Genomic DNA, 18,137 nt, shown 5'->3' with positions numbered 1-18,137 from the left:
GTCCAGCACCTCGCCCGCGTCCTGGATCCGGCCCCGCACGAACTCCGCACCCTCCGGCACACCCGCCGCGAACCCGGTCGACAGGTCGTCCAGCACGGTGACCTGGTGGCCCGCCTCCAACAGGTGCGCCGCCACCACGCTCCCCACGTAGCCGGCTCCGCCCGTGACCAGGTACTTGCCCATGCCCTCGACCTCCCGCAGTTCGACGTTCACGCTCGACTATTCCATCATCTTCAAACAAGAACAAACTCAAGTCAACAGACAATTTGTTGGTTCTTGGTGGGGGAAATTCCGGCGGGAACGACCGTTTGGTGCCGCAACGGTCGGTGAGACGACTGCGGACAGCTACTCGGCAGCGAGAGGAGTCAGACCATGACCGGCACGACCACCGGAACGGGGACGGACACGGGCGCGGCGCCGCAGGAGGACGTCGTCCACGTCCTGCTGGCGCAGCACCAGCGGATCCGCGGGCTGTTCGCGGACGTCCGCGCCGCGCAGGGCGAGCACAAGCAGCAGGCGTTCGACGAGCTGCGGGCGCTGCTGGCGGTCCACGAGACCGGCGAGGAACTGGTGGTGCGGCCCGCGGCCGAGCGCGCCGCGGGCCGCAGCGAGGCCTCGGCCCGCAACCGGGAGGAGGCCGAGGCCAACCGCGCCCTGCTGGAGCTGGAGAAGCTGGACGTGGCGAGCCCCGAGTTCGACGCCGAACTGACCGCCTTCCAGCAGGCGGTCGAGGCCCACGCGCAGCACGAGGAGACCGAGGAGTTCCCCGCGCTGCTGGCCTCCTGCGACGCCGACCAGCGCCGGGCGATGGGCCGCCGCCTCCTGGCGGCCGAGCGGATCGCCCCGACCCACCCCCACCCGGGCACCGCCGGCAAACCGGCCCTGCAGTGGACGGTGGGCCCGTTCGCCTCCCTGCTGGACCGCGCCAAGGACGCCTTCGCCCACCACCGCGACTGACGCCCCCGCCCCGGCCCGCCCGCGCACCCCGGCGGGCGGGCCGGGGCGACCGCGGTTGGACGCCCCGTCCGGGGGTAGCCGCCGCACATGGTGACCGTGGGTGTGGAAGAGGAGTACCTGCTGCTGGACGCCGCCACCGGCGTACCGGTGGCCCGGGCCGAGCAGATCAGGAAGGCGGCGGACCAGCAGCCGGGGATCGACGGGGACGAGGTGCAACGCGAGCTGCTACAGGCGCAGTTGGAGGTCGCCACCCCGGTCTGCGAGACGCTCGACGAGGTCGGCGCCCACCTGGGGCGGCTGCGCGGCGCCCTCGCCGCGGCCGCCGCCCAGCAGGGCTGCCGACTGGCCGCCTGCGGCGCCGCGCCCTTCGCCGACCGCCTGTCGGTGCCGGTCAGCGACACCCCCCGGTACCGCACCATCCACGCGGACGCCCCGCAACTGACGGACGAGCAGCTGATCACCGGCATGCACGTGCACGTCGGCGTCCCGGACCGCGAAGCGGGCGTCGCCGTCCTGAACGGCCTGCGCCCCTGGCTGCCGCTGATCGTCGCGCTGTCCGCCAACTCGCCGCTGTGGAACGGCGTCGACACCGGCTTCGCCGACTGGCGGACGGTGGTCTTCAGCCGCTGGCCGGTCAGCGGCGTGCCCCCGCACTTCGACGGCGCCGCCGACTACGACGCCCGGATCCGCGCCCTCGTCGACACCGGGCTGATCGGCGACACCGGCCAGCTCTACTGGCAGGCCAGGCTCTCCGAGCGCTACCCCACCGTGGAGATCAGGGCGATGGACGTCCAACTCCGGGTCGACGAGGCCGTGATGCTGGCCGGCCTGGTCCGGGCGGTCGCCGCGACCCTGCTCACCGACCCGCCCCGCCCGTCCGCCCCGCCCCACCACGAGGCGTTGGCCGCCGCCGTCTGGTACGCCGCCCGCCACGGCTGCACCGAGCGCCTCTACGACCCCGGCACCGGCACGCTGGACTCCCCGCCGACGGTCGTCGACCGCGTCCTCGACACCCTCGGCCCCGCCCTGCACCGCCACGGCGACGCCCCGCGGGTCGAGCAGCTCCTGGGGCGCCTGCTCACCGAGGGCAACGGCGCCGTCCGCCAGCGCCGCGCCCTGCGCCGCGGCGGCCGCGCCGGACTGGTCGACCTGGTCAGCAGCGTCACCGACGGCACGCCGTCCGGGGAACCGGAGGCGGAGCCCGCGCAGTGAAGCCGCGGGCGGGCCCGGCGGCGGGCTGCCGCGGGCGGGCCCGGCGGGGGCTACCCCTCGTGCTGCTCCCACGCCGCCCGCCGCAGCCCGGCGTCCAGCAGGACGTCCACCGCGGTGCAGGCGAGGGCCTCGGTGACGGACCGCAGGACCGACCGGGCCCGCGGGGAGGCCGCGGCGGCCGCGAACTCGGGGGTGTGGTCGGACCCGTCCGCGTCCGTGATCGCGACGAACGGGTGGACGGCGGGCACCCGCGCGCTGACGTTGCCGATGTCCGAGGAGCCCAGCAGCACCCCCGGGAGCGGCGGCGTGAGGACGGTGCCGGACCGGGCCAGGTGCGCCGCGAAGCGCCCGGACAGCGGCGCGCTGTCACGGAAGTGCTCGTAGCGGACACCGGCCCGCTGCACCGTCACCGTCGTGCCGGTCGCCGCGGCGACGCCCTCGGCACCGGTGCGCAACTGCCCCGCCAGGCGGTCCAGTTCGGCGCTGGTGGCGGCCCGCAGCCCGAACCGGCCCTCGGCGAGGTCGGGCACGATGTTCGTCGCCGTTCCCCCGGCCGTGACGATGCCCTGCACGTGGGAGGCGGGCGGGAGCCGCCGCCCCAGCGCGGACAGCACGTTGAACAGCTCGACCAGCGCGGCCAGCGCGTCGATGCCGTGCGTCGGGTCGCCCGTCGGGTGGGCGGCCCGGCCGTGGAAGGCGACCAGGTACTGCTCCTGCGCGGTCAGCACCGCGTGCGTCCAGTCGTGGACGCCGGGGTGGAACATCAGCGCGGCGTCGACCCCGTCGAACACCCCCGCCTCCACCTCCAGGGCCTTGCCGCCGCCGCCCTCCTCCGCCGGGGTGCCGACCGCCAGCACCGTCCCGGCGTCCTCCGGCAGCACCTCGCGGGCGGCCAGCGCCGCGCCCAGCCCGGCCGCCGCGATCAGGTTGTGGCCGCAGGCGTGCCCGAGCCCGGGCAGCGCGTCGTACTCCAGCAGCAGGGCCACCGCCGGGCGCCCCCGGCCGGACGCGGCGGTGAACGCGGTCGGCATCCCCGCCACGCCCCGCCGCACCGCGAAGCCCGCCCGCTCCAGCTCGCCCGTCAGCAGGGCGGCGGCCCGGTGCTCGGCGAAGGCGCACTCCGGGTCGGCGTGCAGGGCGAGGGCCGTCGCCCACACCTCGTCCGCCCGGCGGCCCACCGCCTCCCGGACGCGTTCGTACAGGTCGTCGCGGTGGTGAGGCACTTCGGCTCCCGGGGCTCGACGCGGACCGTTCCGCCCTCCCGTCTGCCACCCACCGCCGTCCCCACACCAGCGGCCGCCCGCGGGCTCACAGCCGCAGCACCACCAGGGCGGTGTCGTCGGTCAGCCCGGCGGGCGGGACGAGGTCGGCGAGCAGGGCGTCGGCCAGCGGGCCGGGGGCGGCGCGGCGGTGCCGGGCCAGCGAGCGGGCCAGGCGGCCGAGGCCCGCGTCGATGTCCTCGTGACGGCGCTCGACCAGGCCGTCGGTGTACAGCACGAGGACGGAGCCGTCGGCGAAGGCCGCCCGCGCCTGGGGACGCCCGGCGTACTCGGGGCGGGCGCCCAGCGGCGGGTCGGTGGCCCCGTCCAGGAAGGCCACCGACCCGTCCGGCCCGCACAGCGCGGGCGGCGGGTGACCGGCGCTGCTGTAGGTCAGGGCGCGGGCCGCCCGGTCGATGAAGACCGACACGGCGGTGGTGCTCTCCGCCCCGTCCACCGAGCGGGCGTACCGGTCGAGCACCTCCAGGGCCTGGGCGGGCCCGACCGCGACCCGGGAGGCCGCCGACAGGGCGCTGCGCAGCTGCCCCATCACCCCGGCGGCGCGCAGCCCGTGCCCCACCACGTCGCCGACGGCCACCGCGGTGCGCCCGTCCCCGGGGAGGTCGACCAGGTCGTACCAGTCGCCGCAGACGTTCAGCGCACCGGCCGCGGGCCGGTAGCGCACGGCCGCCCGGTCGTGGCCCGGCGGGTGCAGCGCGGGCAGCATCGCCCCCTGGAGGTGCAGGGCCACCTCCCGCTCCCGGGCGTGGGCCCGGCGCAGGCGCTCGTTGACGTCCTGGAGCTCCCGGGCCCGGCTGTAGAGCTCGGCCCCCAGAGCCCGGTTCCGGCCGCTGTCGCGGATGCCGCGGGTCCGGATCAGCTCGGTCACCTCCTCGACCCGGTGCAGCAGGAGCACCACGCCGCCGTCCGGGCCGAGGAGGGGCACGTTGACCGGGCTCCAGTAGCGCTCCTGCCACTGCCCGGGACGCTCCGGGTCCTCCACGTCGTAGCGCTGCAGGGCCATGGTGTCGCGCTCGCCGGTCGCCGCGACCCGCCGCAGCGAGGCGTGCAGGTTGCGCACGCCGGTGGCCGCCGGGTCGTCGGGGTTGTCCGGGAAGACGTCGAACAGGAACCGGCCGACCACCCGCGCCCGCTCGCGCCCGGACAGCAGCAGGTACGCCTCGTTCACGTCCGCGAACACCAGGTCGGGCGTGAGCAGGGCGGCCGCGCCCGGCAGCGCCTGGAAGACGGCCCGGTAGTCGATGACGGGTCCGCTCACGCTCCACCTGCCGTACGCCGCCGGTTCCCGGTCGGGGACTGCTTCCACGATAGGCGCGGGAGCCCCGACCGGCCCCCCGCGCCGGGTGCGGTGCATGGACGGGCGCGGGCCGGACACACGTGGGACATGCCGACCAGGTGCACCACCCGTCCGACGAAGGCACGACGCGCGGCCCCGTACGCGGGAGCCGCCCTGGCGGTGGCCGCCGCCGCCCTGACCGGCGCCCGGGCCGCCGGCCCGGCGGGCTCGTGGTACCGCTCGCTGGACAAGCCCCGGTGGCAACCGCCCTCCTGGGTGTTCCCGGCCGTGTGGACCCCGCTGTACGCCTCGATCGCCTGGAGCGCCGGACACGCGCTCGGCCGGGTCCGGGGCCGCGAGCGCGCCGCCCTGGCCGCCGCGTACGGGACGAACCTGACGCTGAACGCCGGATGGACCTGGCTCTTCTTCGGCCTGCGCAGCCCGGCCGCCGGAGTCGCGGGCAGCCTGCTGCTGGACGCCGACACCCTGGACCTGATCAGGCGGACGGCCCGCCACGACCCCGCGGCCGCCGCCGCCCTCGCCCCCTACGCCGGCTGGTGCCTCTTCGCCACCGCGCTCAGCGGCTCCCTGGCCCGCCGCAACGGCTGAGCCCGCCCCGCGCACGACTCCGGGCCCGACCTGGGCGACGACGTCACCTGCCGCCAGCCGTACTCCCCGGGCACGGCCGTACCGGTCACCCGGTTCATGTCGCCCGACGGCGTCGGCGAGGTGCTCGACTGGATGCTGCCGCAGGACGACGACCGGGCGAGCGACCGCCGCACGATCGTCCGCCCGGCGCGGACCGTGCGCGGAACGGTCCGCTTCGAGTTCGGCTGCGCCCCGCGCTTCGACGCGGGCCGGCGAGCAGGCCGGGGCGGTGCTGACCACCTGCGCCCCGGGCGGTCCGGCGCCGCAGCAGCCCACCGGGCCGTGGCTCACCGAACAGCTGGGGAGGAGCGTCGACTTCCGGCAGCAGTGGGTGCGCCAGTCCCACTACCGCGGCCGCTGGACCGACGCGGTGCACCGCTCGGTGATCACCCTGAAGCTGCTCGCCCACGCGCCCTCCGGCGGCATGGTGGCCGCGGCCGCTTCTACGACCGCACCGGCGCCGTCCGCGACGTCGTCCAGAACCACGTGCTCCAGGTCCTCGCCAGCGTCCTGGCCGACCCGCCGACCCGCCAACCCGCCGACCCGCCGACCCGCCGACCGGCCGACCGGCGACGGCCCGGACTCGTGGCGCAGCGCCAGGGCCGCCGCGATCGGTTCCCCGCGGCCGCCGACCGCCGACCGCCGACCGCCGACCGCCGACCGCCGACCGCCGACCGCGTGGTGCGCGGCCGGTACGAGGGCTACCGGGACGTCGAAGGCGTCGCGCCCGGCTCCACCGCGGGGCGGGCCGGGCAGGCGTGCGCCGCTCCCGGCGGGGCATCCGCGCGGGGAGCCGGAAGAACCGGTGGACCCGGAGGAAGGCGAGGAACCCGCCATGACCGACCCCGACCGGAAGCCCGACCGGAAGCCCGAGACGCCCGACCTGCCGCCCGCGGCCGGGACGGAGGTGCCCGACACCGGCCCCGCCGCCGACGAGGAGGGCCGCGACCCGACCGGGGGCCCGACCTCCGAGCAGAACCGCACGGCCGCGGACACCGGCCGGGCCGAGGGCGAGGACGAACCCCCGGACTGACCGACCGCCCGGCCGACCGTCCGGCCGACCGCAGGACGTCCGCCCGGTGCGGGCGGACCCGAGCAGCAGAAGGAGCAGCGGATGACCGACTACGAACGCTCCCGCACCATGCCGGCCCTCCCGGAGCCGGTCCTCGACGAGGCGGCCGGCCCGGGGCGGCTCGACGCCTGGATGCCCCGTGACCTGCACGTCCGGGCCGAGGGCCCGCCCGCGGCGGCCGTCCGCGGGGAGCACGACGGCCCGGACGGGCCCGCGCTGCTGCGGATGGAGTGGGGCACCCGCGAGGACGGGCGCCACGCGGGCTGGCTTCAGGTGGCCGGCCTGGACGGCGGGACCAGCCGGGTGACCGTCCACCTCTCCTGCCCCGACGGGGACTCCGCGCCCCCGGCGGAGACGGTCGAGCGGCAGCTGGACGAGGGCCTGGCCCGGCTGGAGGAGCAGGTCCGCCTCCGGGTCGACAGCGGCGGCTGACTTCCGGGGCCCGAGCCGCCGGAACCGCCCGAGCCGCCTGAGCCGCCCGCCGGGGCCGCCTGCCGCGGCCGGACGGGTGGCGGGGCTGGGCCGCACGGGTGGCCGGGCCGCGTCGCGGGACCGTCCGCGGCGGACCGGGGGCCGCGACGGGGGACAGTACGTCTCGGCCCAACCCGTCGCAGGCCGCCGCCCCGCACCCCCGGTGCGGACGCGGACGACCTCCCCCGACCAGGGAGACCGGAGACCCCGATGAGACCTCTTCGTCGACCCGCGGGTCCGCGGCGCTGCGGTTCGGGCGGCGGCCACCCCCCCGGCCCCGTGCGGGGACGCACCCGATGGGGTGAAGGAACGCCCCGCGAGCACGCTGCCCGCACGAGCACCCCGAATCACCGGTGCCGCCCCGCCCGGGGCGGCACCCCCGAACCGAGGAGTCGAGATGTCCCGCACCCGCAAGTACTTCGCCGTCGTCGCGCTGGCCGCCACCGCCGTGCTGGGCACCGCCGGAGCGGCCTCCGCGTCCGCCGGAGCCCAGGGCGTGGCCGTCGGCTCGCCCGGCGTCCTGTCCGGCAACCTGATCCAGATCCCCGTGCACATCCCGGTCAACGTGTGCGGCAACAGCATCGGCGTGATCAGCGCGCTGAACCCGGCGTTCGGCAACTCCTGCACCAACATCGGCTGACGACCCGTCAGTGCGCAGGCCCCTCCCGGGCGTTTCGGGAGGGGCCTGCGGGCGTTCCGGGCAGGGCGTTCCGGACGGGGTGTTCTGGGTGGGGTGTTCCGCTCCCGGCCCGCCGAAGCTACTCTTCGGTAGCAACTGCTTCGCCGACACGTGCCGGGAGCGCCGATGGCATCCGACCGTTCCGCCCGCCTGCTGGGCGGACTGCTGCTGACCGCCGGGATCGCGCACTTCGCGGTGCCGGAGCCCTTCGACGCGATCGTCCCGCGCGCGCTGCCCGGGCCGCCCCGGGCCTGGACCAGGCTCAGCGGCGTCGCGGAGCTGGCCGTCGGCGCGGCCGTCCTGCACCCGCGCAGCCGCCGCGCCGGAGCGCTGGCCGCGGCCGGCCTGTTCGCGGCGGTCTTCCCCGCCAACGTGAAGATGGCGTACGACTGGCGCCACCGCCCGGCCCCGCAGCGCGCCGCCGCGCTGGCCCGGCTGCCCCTCCAGGCACCGCTGATCGCCTGGGCGGTACGGGTCTCCCGGAGCTGACCGGGCACCCGGGGCCGCCGCCCGGAGGGGTCAGCGGTCAGCGGTCAGCCGTCAGCCGTCAGCCGGGGTGGTTGGTCGGGGGCGCCGGGAGGTAGTCGAACCAGTCGAAGGCGACGGTGCCCCCGGTGGCGTACATGCCGATGACGCGTCCGGTGAAGCCCGCGGCGACCTCGGTGGAGAGGTAGCGCCCGTCCAGTTCGGCGAGCGGCTGCGCGCCCGGGGCGTCGGGGTCGCCGAGCCAGCAGGCGAGGGTGTCGGGGCCGAAGGGCTCGGTGCCGGCGAGGTCGGGGGAGGCGGGCACCAGGCCGGTGGTGCGGACGGTCAGGGTGAGGGTGAGCGGGCCCGGCGGCACCGGGCGGCTGGCCAGGACCTGGCGCAGCGGGCCGATCCGGGCGACGACCCGGACCTCTCCGGAGTCGGCCTCCAGGTCGTAGTGGTGGGCCTCGTCCAGGCGCACGCTCAGGCCGCCCCGCCCGGTGCCCGGGTCGAGCCGGGCCGAGGCGCGGCAGTCGTGGTGCTGCTGGCGGCGGCCGACGAAGGTGTGGCCGGGCCGGTCGAGGGTGGGGCCGGTGGCGGTGAGGGAGAGCCAGCCGGGGCGTTCGGTCAGCGACCAGGAGTGGTCGGGGCGGGCGTGCGGGGAGATCCAGTGCGGGGCGAGCGCGGGGGCGTCGAAGTCGTCGCGGACGGGCGGGGCGGGGAAGGGGTGCCGGGCGCCGCCGGGCGCGGGGTGCCGCTCGGCGACGGGCGCGACGACCGGCCAGCCGTCCTCGTCCCAGGTCACGGGGGTGAGGAAGGTCTCCCGGCCGAGCACGTGGAAGTTGGGCGAGAAGCCGCGGGGGCGGGTGCCGAGCAGCACCATCCACCAGCTGCCGTCGGGCGCGGTGACCAGGTCGCCGTGGCCGGTGCTCTGGACCGGCCGGTCGGTGCCGGCGTGGGAGAGCACCGGGTTGCCCGGCGCGCCCTCCCAGGGGCCGCGCGGGGAGCGGGCGCGGGCGACGGAGACGGCGTGGCCGCGTTCGGTGCCGCCCTCGGCGATCAGCAGGTACCACCAGTCGCCGATCCGGTACAGGTGCGGGGCCTCGGGCCACTTGAGGCCGGTGCCGGACCAGGCGGGGAAGGGCCCCTCCAGCACCTCGCCGCGGTCCGGGTCGATCCGGGTCAGGTGGATGCCGGGGGAGGTGGAGGCGGCCCAGCAGGTGCCGTCCTCCTCCCAGGCCAGGTCCGGGTCGATCCCGGGCAGGTCGATCCAGACCGGGTCCGACCAGGGGCCCTCGGGCCGCTCCGCGGTCACCAGGAAGTTGCCGCCCGCGGTGACGTTGGTGCAGATCACCCGGAACCGGCCGTCGTGGTGACGGATCGTCGGCGCGTACAGGCCGCGGGAGGCGGTGCTGCCGGGCAGCGGCAGCGGCAGCTGCCCGGGGCGGTCGAGCACGTTGCCGAGCTGCCGCCAGTGCACCAGGTCCCGGCTGTGGAAGAGCGGCAGCCCGGGGACGTACTCGAAGCTGGAGCACACCAGGTAGTAGTCGTCACCGACCCGGCACACGCTCGGGTCCGGGTGGAACCCGGGGATCACGGGGTTGTCGTACGTCCGCACGGGGCGGTCCTCTCCAGGAGCTGCGGGTCGTCGGTCAGCCGAGGGCGATCGCCGTCCACGACACCGGCGGCAGCTCGATGCTGAGCACGCCGTCGGCGAGGACGGCGCTCGCGTTCGCGGCCGGGGTCACCCGGTCCGGGTCGGCGAGCGTGTTCCTCGCGTACGGGTCGGCGTCGGAGAGGGTGAGCGCCTCGACGACGCGCGACACGGGGAGGTCGCGGACGTCGACGGTGACCCGGGCGGGCTCCGCCAGGTCGCGGTTGACCAGGAAGACCGCGGCCCGGCCGTCGTCGACGGTCGCGACGGCGTCGACCAGGGACGCCTCGCCGTGCCGGGCCGTCAGGTACGTCGGCGCGTCGATCACTGGCCGCAGCACCTCGCCGGAGGCGAGCCGGCTGGTGATCGAGAACGGGTGGAAGGTGGTCTGCCGCCAGGCCGGGCCGCCGGGCTCGGTCATGATCGGCGCGATCACGTTGACCAGCTGGGCCAGCGAGGCCGAGGTGACCCGGTCGCTGCGCTTGAGCAGCGTCATCAGCAGGTTGCCGACGACCACGGCGTCCGCCACCGTGTAGACGTCCTCCAGCTGCCGGGGGGCGTGCCGCCACTCGTCGTTGACCTCGTCGGACGCCTTGTGCTCCTCCAGGTACCAGACGTTCCACTCGTCGAAGGAGATGTTCATCCGCTTCTTCGACTGCCGCTTGTGCCCGACGTGGTCGGCGGTCGCGAGCACGGTGTCGACGAAGAACTCCATGTCGACCGAGGAGGCCAGGAAGGAGCCGAGGTCGCCGTCGTGCACCTGGTAGTACGCGTGGCAGGAGACGTAGTCGACGTGGTCGTAGCTGTGCTCCAGCACCGTCCGCTCCCAGTCGCCGAAGGTCGGCATGCCGGAGCCGGAGGAGCCGCAGACCACGAGTTCGAGGTCCTTGTCGGCGGCCTTCATCGCGGCGGCGGTGCGGGCGGCGATCTTGCCGTAGTCGTCGGCCGTCATGAAGCCGGTCTGCCACGGCCCGTCCATCTCGTTGCCCAGGCACCACATCCGCACGTCGTGCGGCTCCGGCGTGCCGTTGGCGATCCGCAGGTCGGAGAGCGCCGTGCCGGACGGGTGGTTGGCGTACTCCAGCAGGTCCAGGGCGGGCAGGATACCGCGGGTGGCGACGTTGACGGCGAGCATCAGCTCGGAGCCGGTGAGCTTCAGCCAGCGGGCGAACTCGTCGAGGCCGACCTGGTTCGACTCCAGCGAGTGCCAGGAGAGGTCGCGCCGCACCGGGCGCTTCTCGCGCGGGCCGACCGAGTCCTCCCAGCGGAAGCCGGAGACGAAGTTCCCGCCGGGGTAGCGGACGGTCGTGGTGCCGAGCTCCCGGACCAGCTCGACGACGTCCATCCGGAACCCGTCCTCGTTCGCGGTCGGGTGGCCCGGCTCGTACAGGCCGGTGTACACGCAGCGGCCGAGGTGCTCGACGAACGAGCCGAAGGTGCGGCGGCGGACGGGGCCGACGACGGCCCGGCGGTCGAGTTCGACGTGGGCGCGGGGCAAGGCGGGTCCTTTCAGCGGTGCGGGCGGTGCGGGGTGGTGCGGGCGGTGCGGGGTGGTGCGGGCGGTGCGGGGTGGTGCGGGCGGTGCGGGCGGTGCGGGGCGCGGGTTCAGCCCTTCACGGCACCGGTCAGGCCGCCGACGATCTTCCGCTCGAAGGCGGCGAAGAAGGCCATCGCGGGCAGCATGGCGAGCGAGGTGAAGGCGAGCACCTTCGCGGTGTCCACGGAGTACTGCGAGGAGAACGCCTGGACGCCGAGCGGCAGGGTGAAGTTCGCCTGCGAGTTCAGCACGTACAGCGGCAGCACGTAGTTGTTCCAGCTGCCGATGAACGCGAGGATGCCGACCGTCACCACGCCGGGGCGCGACAGCGGGATCACCATCCGGAAGAAGAACCCGAGCCGGCCGGTGCCGTCGATCGCGGCGGCCTCCTCGATCTCCTTCGGGATGGCGCGCAGGAACGGGACCAGGATGATCACGGTCATCGGCAGGCCGAAGGCGATCTGCGGGACGATCACGCCGAGCAGGTTGTCGACCAGGCCGAGGTCCTTGACCACGATGTACAGCGGGGTGATCGCGATGACCAGCGGGAACATCAGGCCGGCCGCGAACAGCGAGTACATCGCCCCCTTGAACTTGAAGTCGTAGCGGGCGAGCACGAAGCTCACCATCAGGCCCAGGAGCACGGTGCCGACGGTGCTGGCGAGCGCCACCACGAGGGAGTTGGCGAACTCGCCCCAGAACGTCACCGACTTCAGGACGTTCAGGTAGTTGCTCGCCACCCAGGGCTCGGGCAGGCCGGCCGGACTGGTGCTGATCTGCGCGTTGGTGCGGAACCCGCCCAGCACGATGTAGAGCACCGGTGCGACGCAGGTCCCGATGAACAGCAGGGCGACGAAGTAGGTGAAGGGGTTGCCCCACTTCTGCGGCCGGTCGGCCGTCCGCGCGCGCATCAGGATGCTCCTTCGGTGATGGCGCCCTGCAGGTCACGGCGGAGCAGGAAGCGCTGGTAGAGCAGGGCGACGACGAGCGAGATCAGGAACATCACGACCGCGATCGCGCTCCCGTAGCCGTAGTTGCCCGCGTTGCGGCCCTGGCCGACCATGTAGATCGCCATGGTCGAGGTGCCCGCGGTGCCCGCCACGTACGGGCCCCAGATGATGTAGACGAGGTCGAACAGCTGCAGCGACCCGATGATCGACAGGAACGCCCAGATCCGGATCGTCGGCCCGAGCAGCGGCAGCGTGATGCGGCGCTGGATCTGCCAGTACGAGGCGCCGTCGATCTGGGCGGCCTCGGAGAGCTCCTCGGGGATCGACTGCAGGCCCGCGAGCATCAGGATCACCGCGAAGCCGATGTACTTCCACGAGATGATGCCCAGCAGCGTCCAGATGGCCAGGTCGGGGTCGGCCAGCCAGTCGGCCTGCAGGAAGCCCAGGCCGACGTGCCGCAGCAGGTCGTTGAGGGCGCCGTTGCTCTGGAGCATCAGGCTCCAGCCGGTGCCGACGATGACCTCGGAGACCACGTAGGGCAAGAAGATCAGGACGCGGATGGCCGAGCGGCCGCGGATGCGCTGGTTGAGCAGCAGGGCGAGGCCGATCGCCAGCGGGCCCTGGACGGCCAGCGAGAGCACCAGGATCACGCCGGTGTGCCACAGCACCTGCTGGAACGCCGGGTCGGTGAGGATCAGCTTGTAGTTGTTCAGGCCGACCCAGTCGGTGGGCGGTCCGTAGCCGTGCCACCGGTAGAAGCCGTAGAACGCGGCGAGTGCCACCGGGAAGATCACGAACGCCAGGAAGACGAGGATCGCCGGTCCGGACAGCACCGCGATCTCGAGCCGCAGCTTGGCACGGCCGCGCCGGCGGCGGGCAGCCGCCGGCGGCGGAGCCGGGCGCGCGGACGAGGCCGCGCTCCCGGCTCCGGGCGTGCCCTGCGACTGGTGGCCGTCGGCCGGCTCAGTGCCCAGGGTGTTGCTCATCGGTGCTTACTCAGCCCTTCGCGGCGGCGGCGTTGGTGTCCTTGGCGATGTCCGCCGCGCTGCCCTTGCCGGCGAGCAGGTTCACCACGGCGGTGTTCATCGCGTTGCCGACGTTCTGGCCGTACTCGGTGTCCAGGAACAGCACCGAGTAGGGGGCCTTGTTGAAGGCCTCCAGCGCCGAGACGTTGTAGGGCTCGGTGACGCCCGCCTGGGCCTCCTTGTTCACCGGGATGGCGACGAAGGCCTTGGCGTACTCCTTCTGCTGGTCGGTGCTGACCAGGAAGCGCAGGAAGTCGAGGGCCTCCTTCGGGGCCTTCTTGGAGAGCGAGAAGCCGTCCAGGCCGCCCATGATGGCGGCCGGGTCGCCCTGGCCGCCCGGAACGGCCGGGAAGGGGAACCAGCCCAGGTCGGGGAGCGGCTTCTGGTCGGGGGTCAGGCTGGCGATCACGCCCGGGTTCCAGTTGCCCATCAGCTCCATGCCCGCCTTGTGGTTGGCGAGCATGCCCGCGGACGAACCGGCGCCCTGCTGCGAGGAGGTGGTCAGGAAGCCCTGCTGGAACGGCTCGACCTTCAGGAACGAGGCGAGGTCCTCGCCGGCCTTGGTCCAGCACGCGTCGTCGAACTTCAGCGACTGGGCGGCCTTCTTCAGGGTGTCCTGGCTGCACTCGCGCAGGGCGAAGTTGTAGTACCAGTGCGCGGCCGGCCAGGCGTCCTTGGCGCCGACCGCGATCGGCGCGACGCCGATCGCCTTCAGCTTCGCGACGGCGTCCTGGAGCTCGGCCATCGTGGTGGGCGGCGCGGCGATGCCGGCCTGCTGGAACAGGTCCTTGCTGTAGTAGATGCCCTCGGGCTGGGTGTCGACCGGCATCGCGTAGACCTTGCCGTCGATCGAGTACCCGGCGATGCCCGCCGCGCCCGCGTTCGCCTTGTCGGCGTCGGTGAGGTCCAGCGCCTGGACCTGGCCGGCCTGGACCATGGCCTGCATCTTGCCGCCGCCGCGCTGCAGGAAGATGTCCGGCGCGGAGCCGGAGTTGAGCGCGGTCTGCAGCTTCCCGTCCAGGTCCTCGTTCTGGATCGTCTGGATGTTGATCTTGACGTTCGGGTGCAGCGCCTCGTACGCCGCCGCCGAGGCCTTCCAGTACTCGGCGCCCGCGCCGGGCTGGGCGTTCTCCCAGAGGGTCAGCGTCACCTTGCCGCCGGACGAGCCGCCGCTACCGCCGCCGTCGCTGCCGGCGCAGCCGGTGACGGCGAGTGCGATGCCCAGGGCGATCGCGGCGGCCGCCGTGCGGCGTGTCTTTCTCGTCATCGTGGGGACTTCCTGTTCTGTCGTCGTCGCCGGGGGAGCCCGGGTGGGAGTACGCGAAGTGAAGGCATGTCAGGTGGGGATCACCGCAGCTCCTGCGGCCCGGTCGCGGGTGGGTGGACCGGTGTGACCGGGCGTGAGGCGGTCGGCAGGGGCGGCTCGAATGCTGGAGAGTATGTGCTCGCCACGGAGCGGGCGTCAATAACTTGTTTCCGAAAAGTATCCGAAACTTGCGGCAGATTACGGGCGGATAACACCGAAACATTTCGAAGTCCGGGCCGCGGGCGGGCCGTTGTGAGGCTTGACAGGTTTTGTTAGCGCTAACAACATGGGGGCCAACCCCTCCACCCAAGGATGTCCATGTACAGACGCTGGCTCAGCGCCACCCGTTGCAGAACCGCCGCGGCCACCGCGGCCGCCGCCCTGCTGGCCCCCGCCCTGGCCGTCGGCCTGGTCGCCGCGGCGGCGCCCGCCGGGGCCGCCGCCCAGGAACTCGTCGTCAACGGCGGCTTCGAGGGCGGCCTCGCCAACTGGTCCGCCAACCACGGCAACCCCACCGACGGCGCGGCGCTCTCCCTCACCTCCGACGCCTACTCCGGATCCTCCGCCGTCCTCGTCACCGGCCGGAAGACCACCGGCTCCGGCCCGATGCAGGACGTCTCCGGCAAGGTGCGGGCCGGCCGCAGCTACACCGTCACCGCCCGGGTCAAGTACGACGACCCCGCCGCCCCGGCCGCCAAGCAGTTCTTCGCCACCATGCACTACGGCGGCGCCAGCTACACCAACCTCGGCACGGTGACCGTGCCCCGCGGCCAGTGGGGGCTCGTCCAGGGCACCTTCACCGTCCCGGCCGGGCAGGACGTCAGCACCGCCCGGCTCTTCCTGGAGACCCCCTGGGTCCAGGACCCGGCGAGCGCCCCCGCCGCCAACCTGATGGACTTCGAGGCCGACGACGTCTCCCTCACCGAGGCCGACTCCTCCCCGGCCCACCCGCCCGGCCACGCCGCCCCCGCCAAGACCGTCGGCAACGCCAACCCCCTGATGGACTACCAGTACGGCGCCGACCCGTGGGCGATGGTCTACGACGGGCGCGTGTACGAGTACATGACCTCGGACGGCTCCGCCTACGACGCCAACGGCGACATCGCGCAGTCCTACGAGTACGACGCCGCGGGCAACATCAAGGACAACGGCTACGGGCAGATCAAGACCCTCACCGTCATCTCCTCCGCCGACCTGGTCAACTGGACCAACGAGGGCCAGGTCAAGGTCGCGGGAGCGCCCGGCGCCGCCAAGTGGGCCGCCAACTCCTGGGCCCCGGCGGCCGCGCACAAGAAGGTCGGCGGGAAGGAGAAGTTCTTCCTGTACTTCGCCAACAGCGGCGGCGGCATCGGCGTCCTGACCGCCGACTCGCCCACCGGCCCGTGGACCGACCCGATCGGCAAGCCGCTGGTGAGCGGCGCCACCCCCGGCACCGCGGGCGTGGTGTGGATGTTCGACCCGGCCGTCCTGGTCGACGACGACGGCTCCGCTTACCTCTACTTCGGCGGCGGCGTGCCCACCGGCGGCACCGACCACCCGCGCAGCACCCGGGTGATCGAGCTCGGCGACGACATGGTCAGCACGGTCGGCACGGCCGCGACCATCGACGCCCCCGCGGTGTTCGAGGACTCCGGCATCAACAAGATCAACGGCAAGTACTACTACAGCTACTGCACCAACTTCAGCCACTCCAGCACCATCGACGGCCACGCCATCGGCTACGGCAACATCGCCTACATGGTGTCCGACAGCCCGATGGGCCCCTTCACCTACCAGAGCGAGATCCTCGGCAACCCCGGCTCCTTCTTCGGCGCGGGCGGCAACAACCACCACGCCATGTTCGAGTTCAAGGGCCAGACCTACATCACCTACCACGCCCAGACCGTGCAGTCCGCGCTGGCCGCGGGCGGCTCGCTGGACAAGCCGCACGGCTACCGCTCCACCCACATCGACAAGGTGACGGTCAACGCCGACGGCACCATCGCCCCGATCACCGGCACCTACCGGGGCCCGTCCCAGCAGGGCACGCTCGACCCGCACCAGCGGATCGAGGCCGAGACGATCGCCTGGGACTCCGGCGTCCAGGACGCCTACGACCCCGCCTCCGGCATCCGCGTCCTGCCGGTCGGCACCGACACCACCGGCGAGCAGAAGCTCGGCAACGTCCACGACGGCGAGTGGACCGCGCTGGCCGCCGTCGACTTCGGCCCGGACGGCGCCTCCACCCTGGCCGCCGACGTGCTGCCGAAGGCCGGCGGCCGGATCCAGGTCCGCCTCGACGCCCCCGACGCCTCCGGCACCCCCGTCGGCACGCTGACCGTCCCCGCCGCGTCCACCGGCGCCTGGACCGAGGTCCGCACCGAGCTGACCACCCGGGTCACCGGCGTGCACCACGTCTTCTTCGTCGCCGAGGGCACCGGCACCGGCGAACTCTTCGACGTCGACGACTGGCGGTTCGGCTCCGACCGCACCGCCCCCGCCGCCACCGCGCGCACCACCCCCGCCGCACCCGACGGGACCGACGGCTGGTTCACCGGACCGGTGACCGTCGACCTCTCCGCCACCGACGACTCCGGCGTCGCGGGCATCGAGTACCGCCTCGGCGAAGGGGACTGGCAGCCCTACGGCGCCCCGCTCACCCTGCCCGAAGGCACCACCGAACTCGGCTACCGGGCGACCGACACCGCGGGCAACACCGGCGAGGAGGCCCGCCTCACGGTCAAGCGGGACGCCACCGCCCCGACCGTCGCCGCCCAGCTGCCCGCACCCGACCTGGGCCACCTGTACGAGGGCTCCGCGACCCTCACCCTGACCGGCGCCGACACCGGCTCCGGCCCGGGCCCGGTCGAGTACGCCCTGGACGGCGGCGCCTGGCAGCCGTACACCGGCCCCCTCACCGTCGACGCCCCGGGCCGGCACACCGTCGCCTACCGGGCCACCGACCGGGCCGGCAACCGCAGCGCCACCGGCACCGCGGTCGTGGACGTGGTGCCGCAGTGCACCCGCACCGTCACCGGGCACGGCCGCAGCGCCCTGGTCGTCACCGCCGGGACGACCTGCGTGAAGGGCGCGGAGGTCGGTACCGTCACGGTGGTCGACGACGCGGCCGTCCTGGTCGTGGTCGACAGCACCGTCCGCGGGCCGCTGAACGTCCGCCGGGGGAGCACCGTGGTCGCCGAGGGCAGCACGTTCTCCGGCGGCGCGACGCTCTCCGGCACCACCGGCCGGATCAGCCTGATCGGCAACACCTTCGCCGGGCCGGTGAACCTCACCGGCAACACCGGCAGCGCGCCGCTGCTCTCCGGCAACGTCGTCGACGGCGTCCTCAGCTGCACCGGCAACGACCCCGCCCCGGTCGACGGCGGAGCGGCGAACCACACCGCCCGGGCCGCGACCGGCCAGTGCGCCGCGCTGGCGGTCACCGACCGCGGGTAGCGCGCACCGACAGGGGGTAGCGCACACCGGTCGTCGGCCGGACGCGGGGGCGTCCGGCCGGCGGCCGCGTCGTGCCACCGGCCCGCCGGGCCCCGACCGCCGGGCCCCTGGCGCGGCGTCAGCCCTCCGGCGGGGAGGCACGGGACACCCGGCGGGAACGGACAGTAGGG

The 18,137-nt window shown here is 74.3% G+C and carries 16 protein-coding genes and 1 pseudogene; 9 read left to right on the top strand and 8 right to left on the bottom strand.

Annotation, left to right across the window (positions count from 1 at the left end; translation table 11 throughout):
• On the bottom strand, window positions 1–183 hold a 183-nt coding region (locus OO57_RS18660), incomplete at its 3' end, for an NAD-dependent epimerase/dehydratase family protein (RefSeq protein ID WP_158715161.1).
• 189 nt (window positions 184–372) lie between these two features.
• Here OO57_RS18660 and OO57_RS18655 point away from each other — a divergent pair.
• Window positions 373–957, top strand: coding sequence for a hemerythrin domain-containing protein (locus OO57_RS18655; protein ID WP_033253664.1), 585 nt, complete (start codon window positions 373–375; stop codon window positions 955–957).
• 87 nt (window positions 958–1,044) lie between these two features.
• On the top strand, window positions 1,045–2,169 hold the full coding sequence (locus OO57_RS18650) for a carboxylate-amine ligase (protein WP_051777930.1): 1,125 nt from the start codon (window positions 1,045–1,047) through the stop codon (window positions 2,167–2,169).
• A 50-nt stretch (window positions 2,170–2,219) separates the two neighbouring features.
• Here OO57_RS18650 and OO57_RS18645 read toward each other — a convergent pair whose 3' ends face one another.
• Complete coding sequence (locus OO57_RS18645) at window positions 2,220–3,392, bottom strand: amidohydrolase (protein ID WP_033253663.1); 1,173 nt, start codon at window positions 3,390–3,392, stop codon at window positions 2,220–2,222.
• A gap of 85 nt (window positions 3,393–3,477) precedes the next feature.
• Window positions 3,478–4,707: a PP2C family protein-serine/threonine phosphatase gene (locus tag OO57_RS18640; protein ID WP_033253662.1), complete on the bottom strand. Its 1,230-nt coding sequence runs from the start codon at window positions 4,705–4,707 to the stop codon at window positions 3,478–3,480.
• Between the two features lie 126 nt (window positions 4,708–4,833).
• Here OO57_RS18640 and OO57_RS18635 point away from each other — a divergent pair, with 126 nt between their 5' ends.
• The 6 genes and pseudogenes from OO57_RS18635 to OO57_RS18610 all read left to right on the top strand — a co-directional run bounded on the left by OO57_RS18635 (window position 4,834) and on the right by OO57_RS18610 (window position 8,084).
• Window positions 4,834–5,334, top strand: a complete 501-nt coding sequence (locus OO57_RS18635) for a TspO/MBR family protein (protein ID WP_033253661.1) — start codon at window positions 4,834–4,836, stop codon at window positions 5,332–5,334.
• A gap of 96 nt (window positions 5,335–5,430) precedes the next feature.
• Window positions 5,431–5,856: pseudogene (locus OO57_RS47405) on the top strand (hypothetical protein); the annotation flags it as partial.
• A 352-nt stretch (window positions 5,857–6,208) separates the two neighbouring features.
• The gene (locus OO57_RS45665; protein WP_158715160.1) at window positions 6,209–6,406 is read left to right on the top strand and encodes a hypothetical protein; all 198 of its coding nucleotides are present in this window, start codon (window positions 6,209–6,211) and stop codon (window positions 6,404–6,406) included.
• An 81-nt stretch (window positions 6,407–6,487) separates the two neighbouring features.
• Complete coding sequence (locus OO57_RS18620) at window positions 6,488–6,877, top strand: hypothetical protein (RefSeq protein WP_033253658.1); 390 nt, start codon at window positions 6,488–6,490, stop codon at window positions 6,875–6,877.
• Between the two features lie 436 nt (window positions 6,878–7,313).
• Window positions 7,314–7,556: a chaplin gene (locus tag OO57_RS18615; RefSeq protein ID WP_033253657.1), complete on the top strand. Its 243-nt coding sequence runs from the start codon at window positions 7,314–7,316 to the stop codon at window positions 7,554–7,556.
• 165 nt (window positions 7,557–7,721) lie between these two features.
• Window positions 7,722–8,084, top strand: coding sequence for a MauE/DoxX family redox-associated membrane protein (locus tag OO57_RS18610; RefSeq protein ID WP_033253656.1), 363 nt, complete (start codon window positions 7,722–7,724; stop codon window positions 8,082–8,084).
• A gap of 58 nt (window positions 8,085–8,142) precedes the next feature.
• Here the strand turns inward: OO57_RS18610 and OO57_RS18605 are convergent, their stop codons facing one another.
• From OO57_RS18605 to OO57_RS18585, 5 genes are all read right to left on the bottom strand, one after another.
• Window positions 8,143–9,678, bottom strand: a complete 1,536-nt coding sequence (locus OO57_RS18605; RefSeq protein WP_033253655.1) for a glycoside hydrolase family 43 protein — start codon at window positions 9,676–9,678, stop codon at window positions 8,143–8,145.
• 34 nt (window positions 9,679–9,712) lie between these two features.
• Entirely contained in the window at window positions 9,713–11,212 is a 1,500-nt protein-coding gene (locus OO57_RS18600) for an alpha-N-arabinofuranosidase (protein ID WP_051777929.1), read from the bottom strand.
• A 107-nt stretch (window positions 11,213–11,319) separates the two neighbouring features.
• Complete coding sequence (locus OO57_RS18595) at window positions 11,320–12,162, bottom strand: carbohydrate ABC transporter permease (protein ID WP_033253654.1); 843 nt, start codon at window positions 12,160–12,162, stop codon at window positions 11,320–11,322.
• Window positions 12,162–13,187: a carbohydrate ABC transporter permease gene (locus OO57_RS18590; RefSeq protein WP_033253653.1), complete on the bottom strand. Its 1,026-nt coding sequence runs from the start codon at window positions 13,185–13,187 to the stop codon at window positions 12,162–12,164. The genes OO57_RS18595 and OO57_RS18590 overlap by 1 nt, the downstream gene beginning before the upstream one ends.
• A 10-nt stretch (window positions 13,188–13,197) precedes the next feature.
• Window positions 13,198–14,493 (bottom strand): extracellular solute-binding protein, encoded by a 1,296-nt coding sequence (locus OO57_RS18585; protein ID WP_033253652.1) that lies wholly within the window; start codon window positions 14,491–14,493, stop codon window positions 13,198–13,200.
• Between the two features lie 357 nt (window positions 14,494–14,850).
• On the opposite strand from OO57_RS18585, the gene OO57_RS39560 reads away from it, so the two are divergent.
• On the top strand, window positions 14,851–17,967 hold the full coding sequence (locus OO57_RS39560; protein WP_051777928.1) for an OmpL47-type beta-barrel domain-containing protein: 3,117 nt from the start codon (window positions 14,851–14,853) through the stop codon (window positions 17,965–17,967).
• The last annotated feature ends 170 nt before the right edge of the window (window positions 17,968–18,137 follow it).

Source organism: Kitasatospora phosalacinea (assembly GCF_000717185.1).
GTDB lineage: Bacteria > Actinomycetota > Actinomycetes > Streptomycetales > Streptomycetaceae > Kitasatospora > Kitasatospora phosalacinea_A.
Note: the sequence above shows the minus strand (reverse complement) of the source record. Positions and strands in the feature narration are given on the sequence as shown.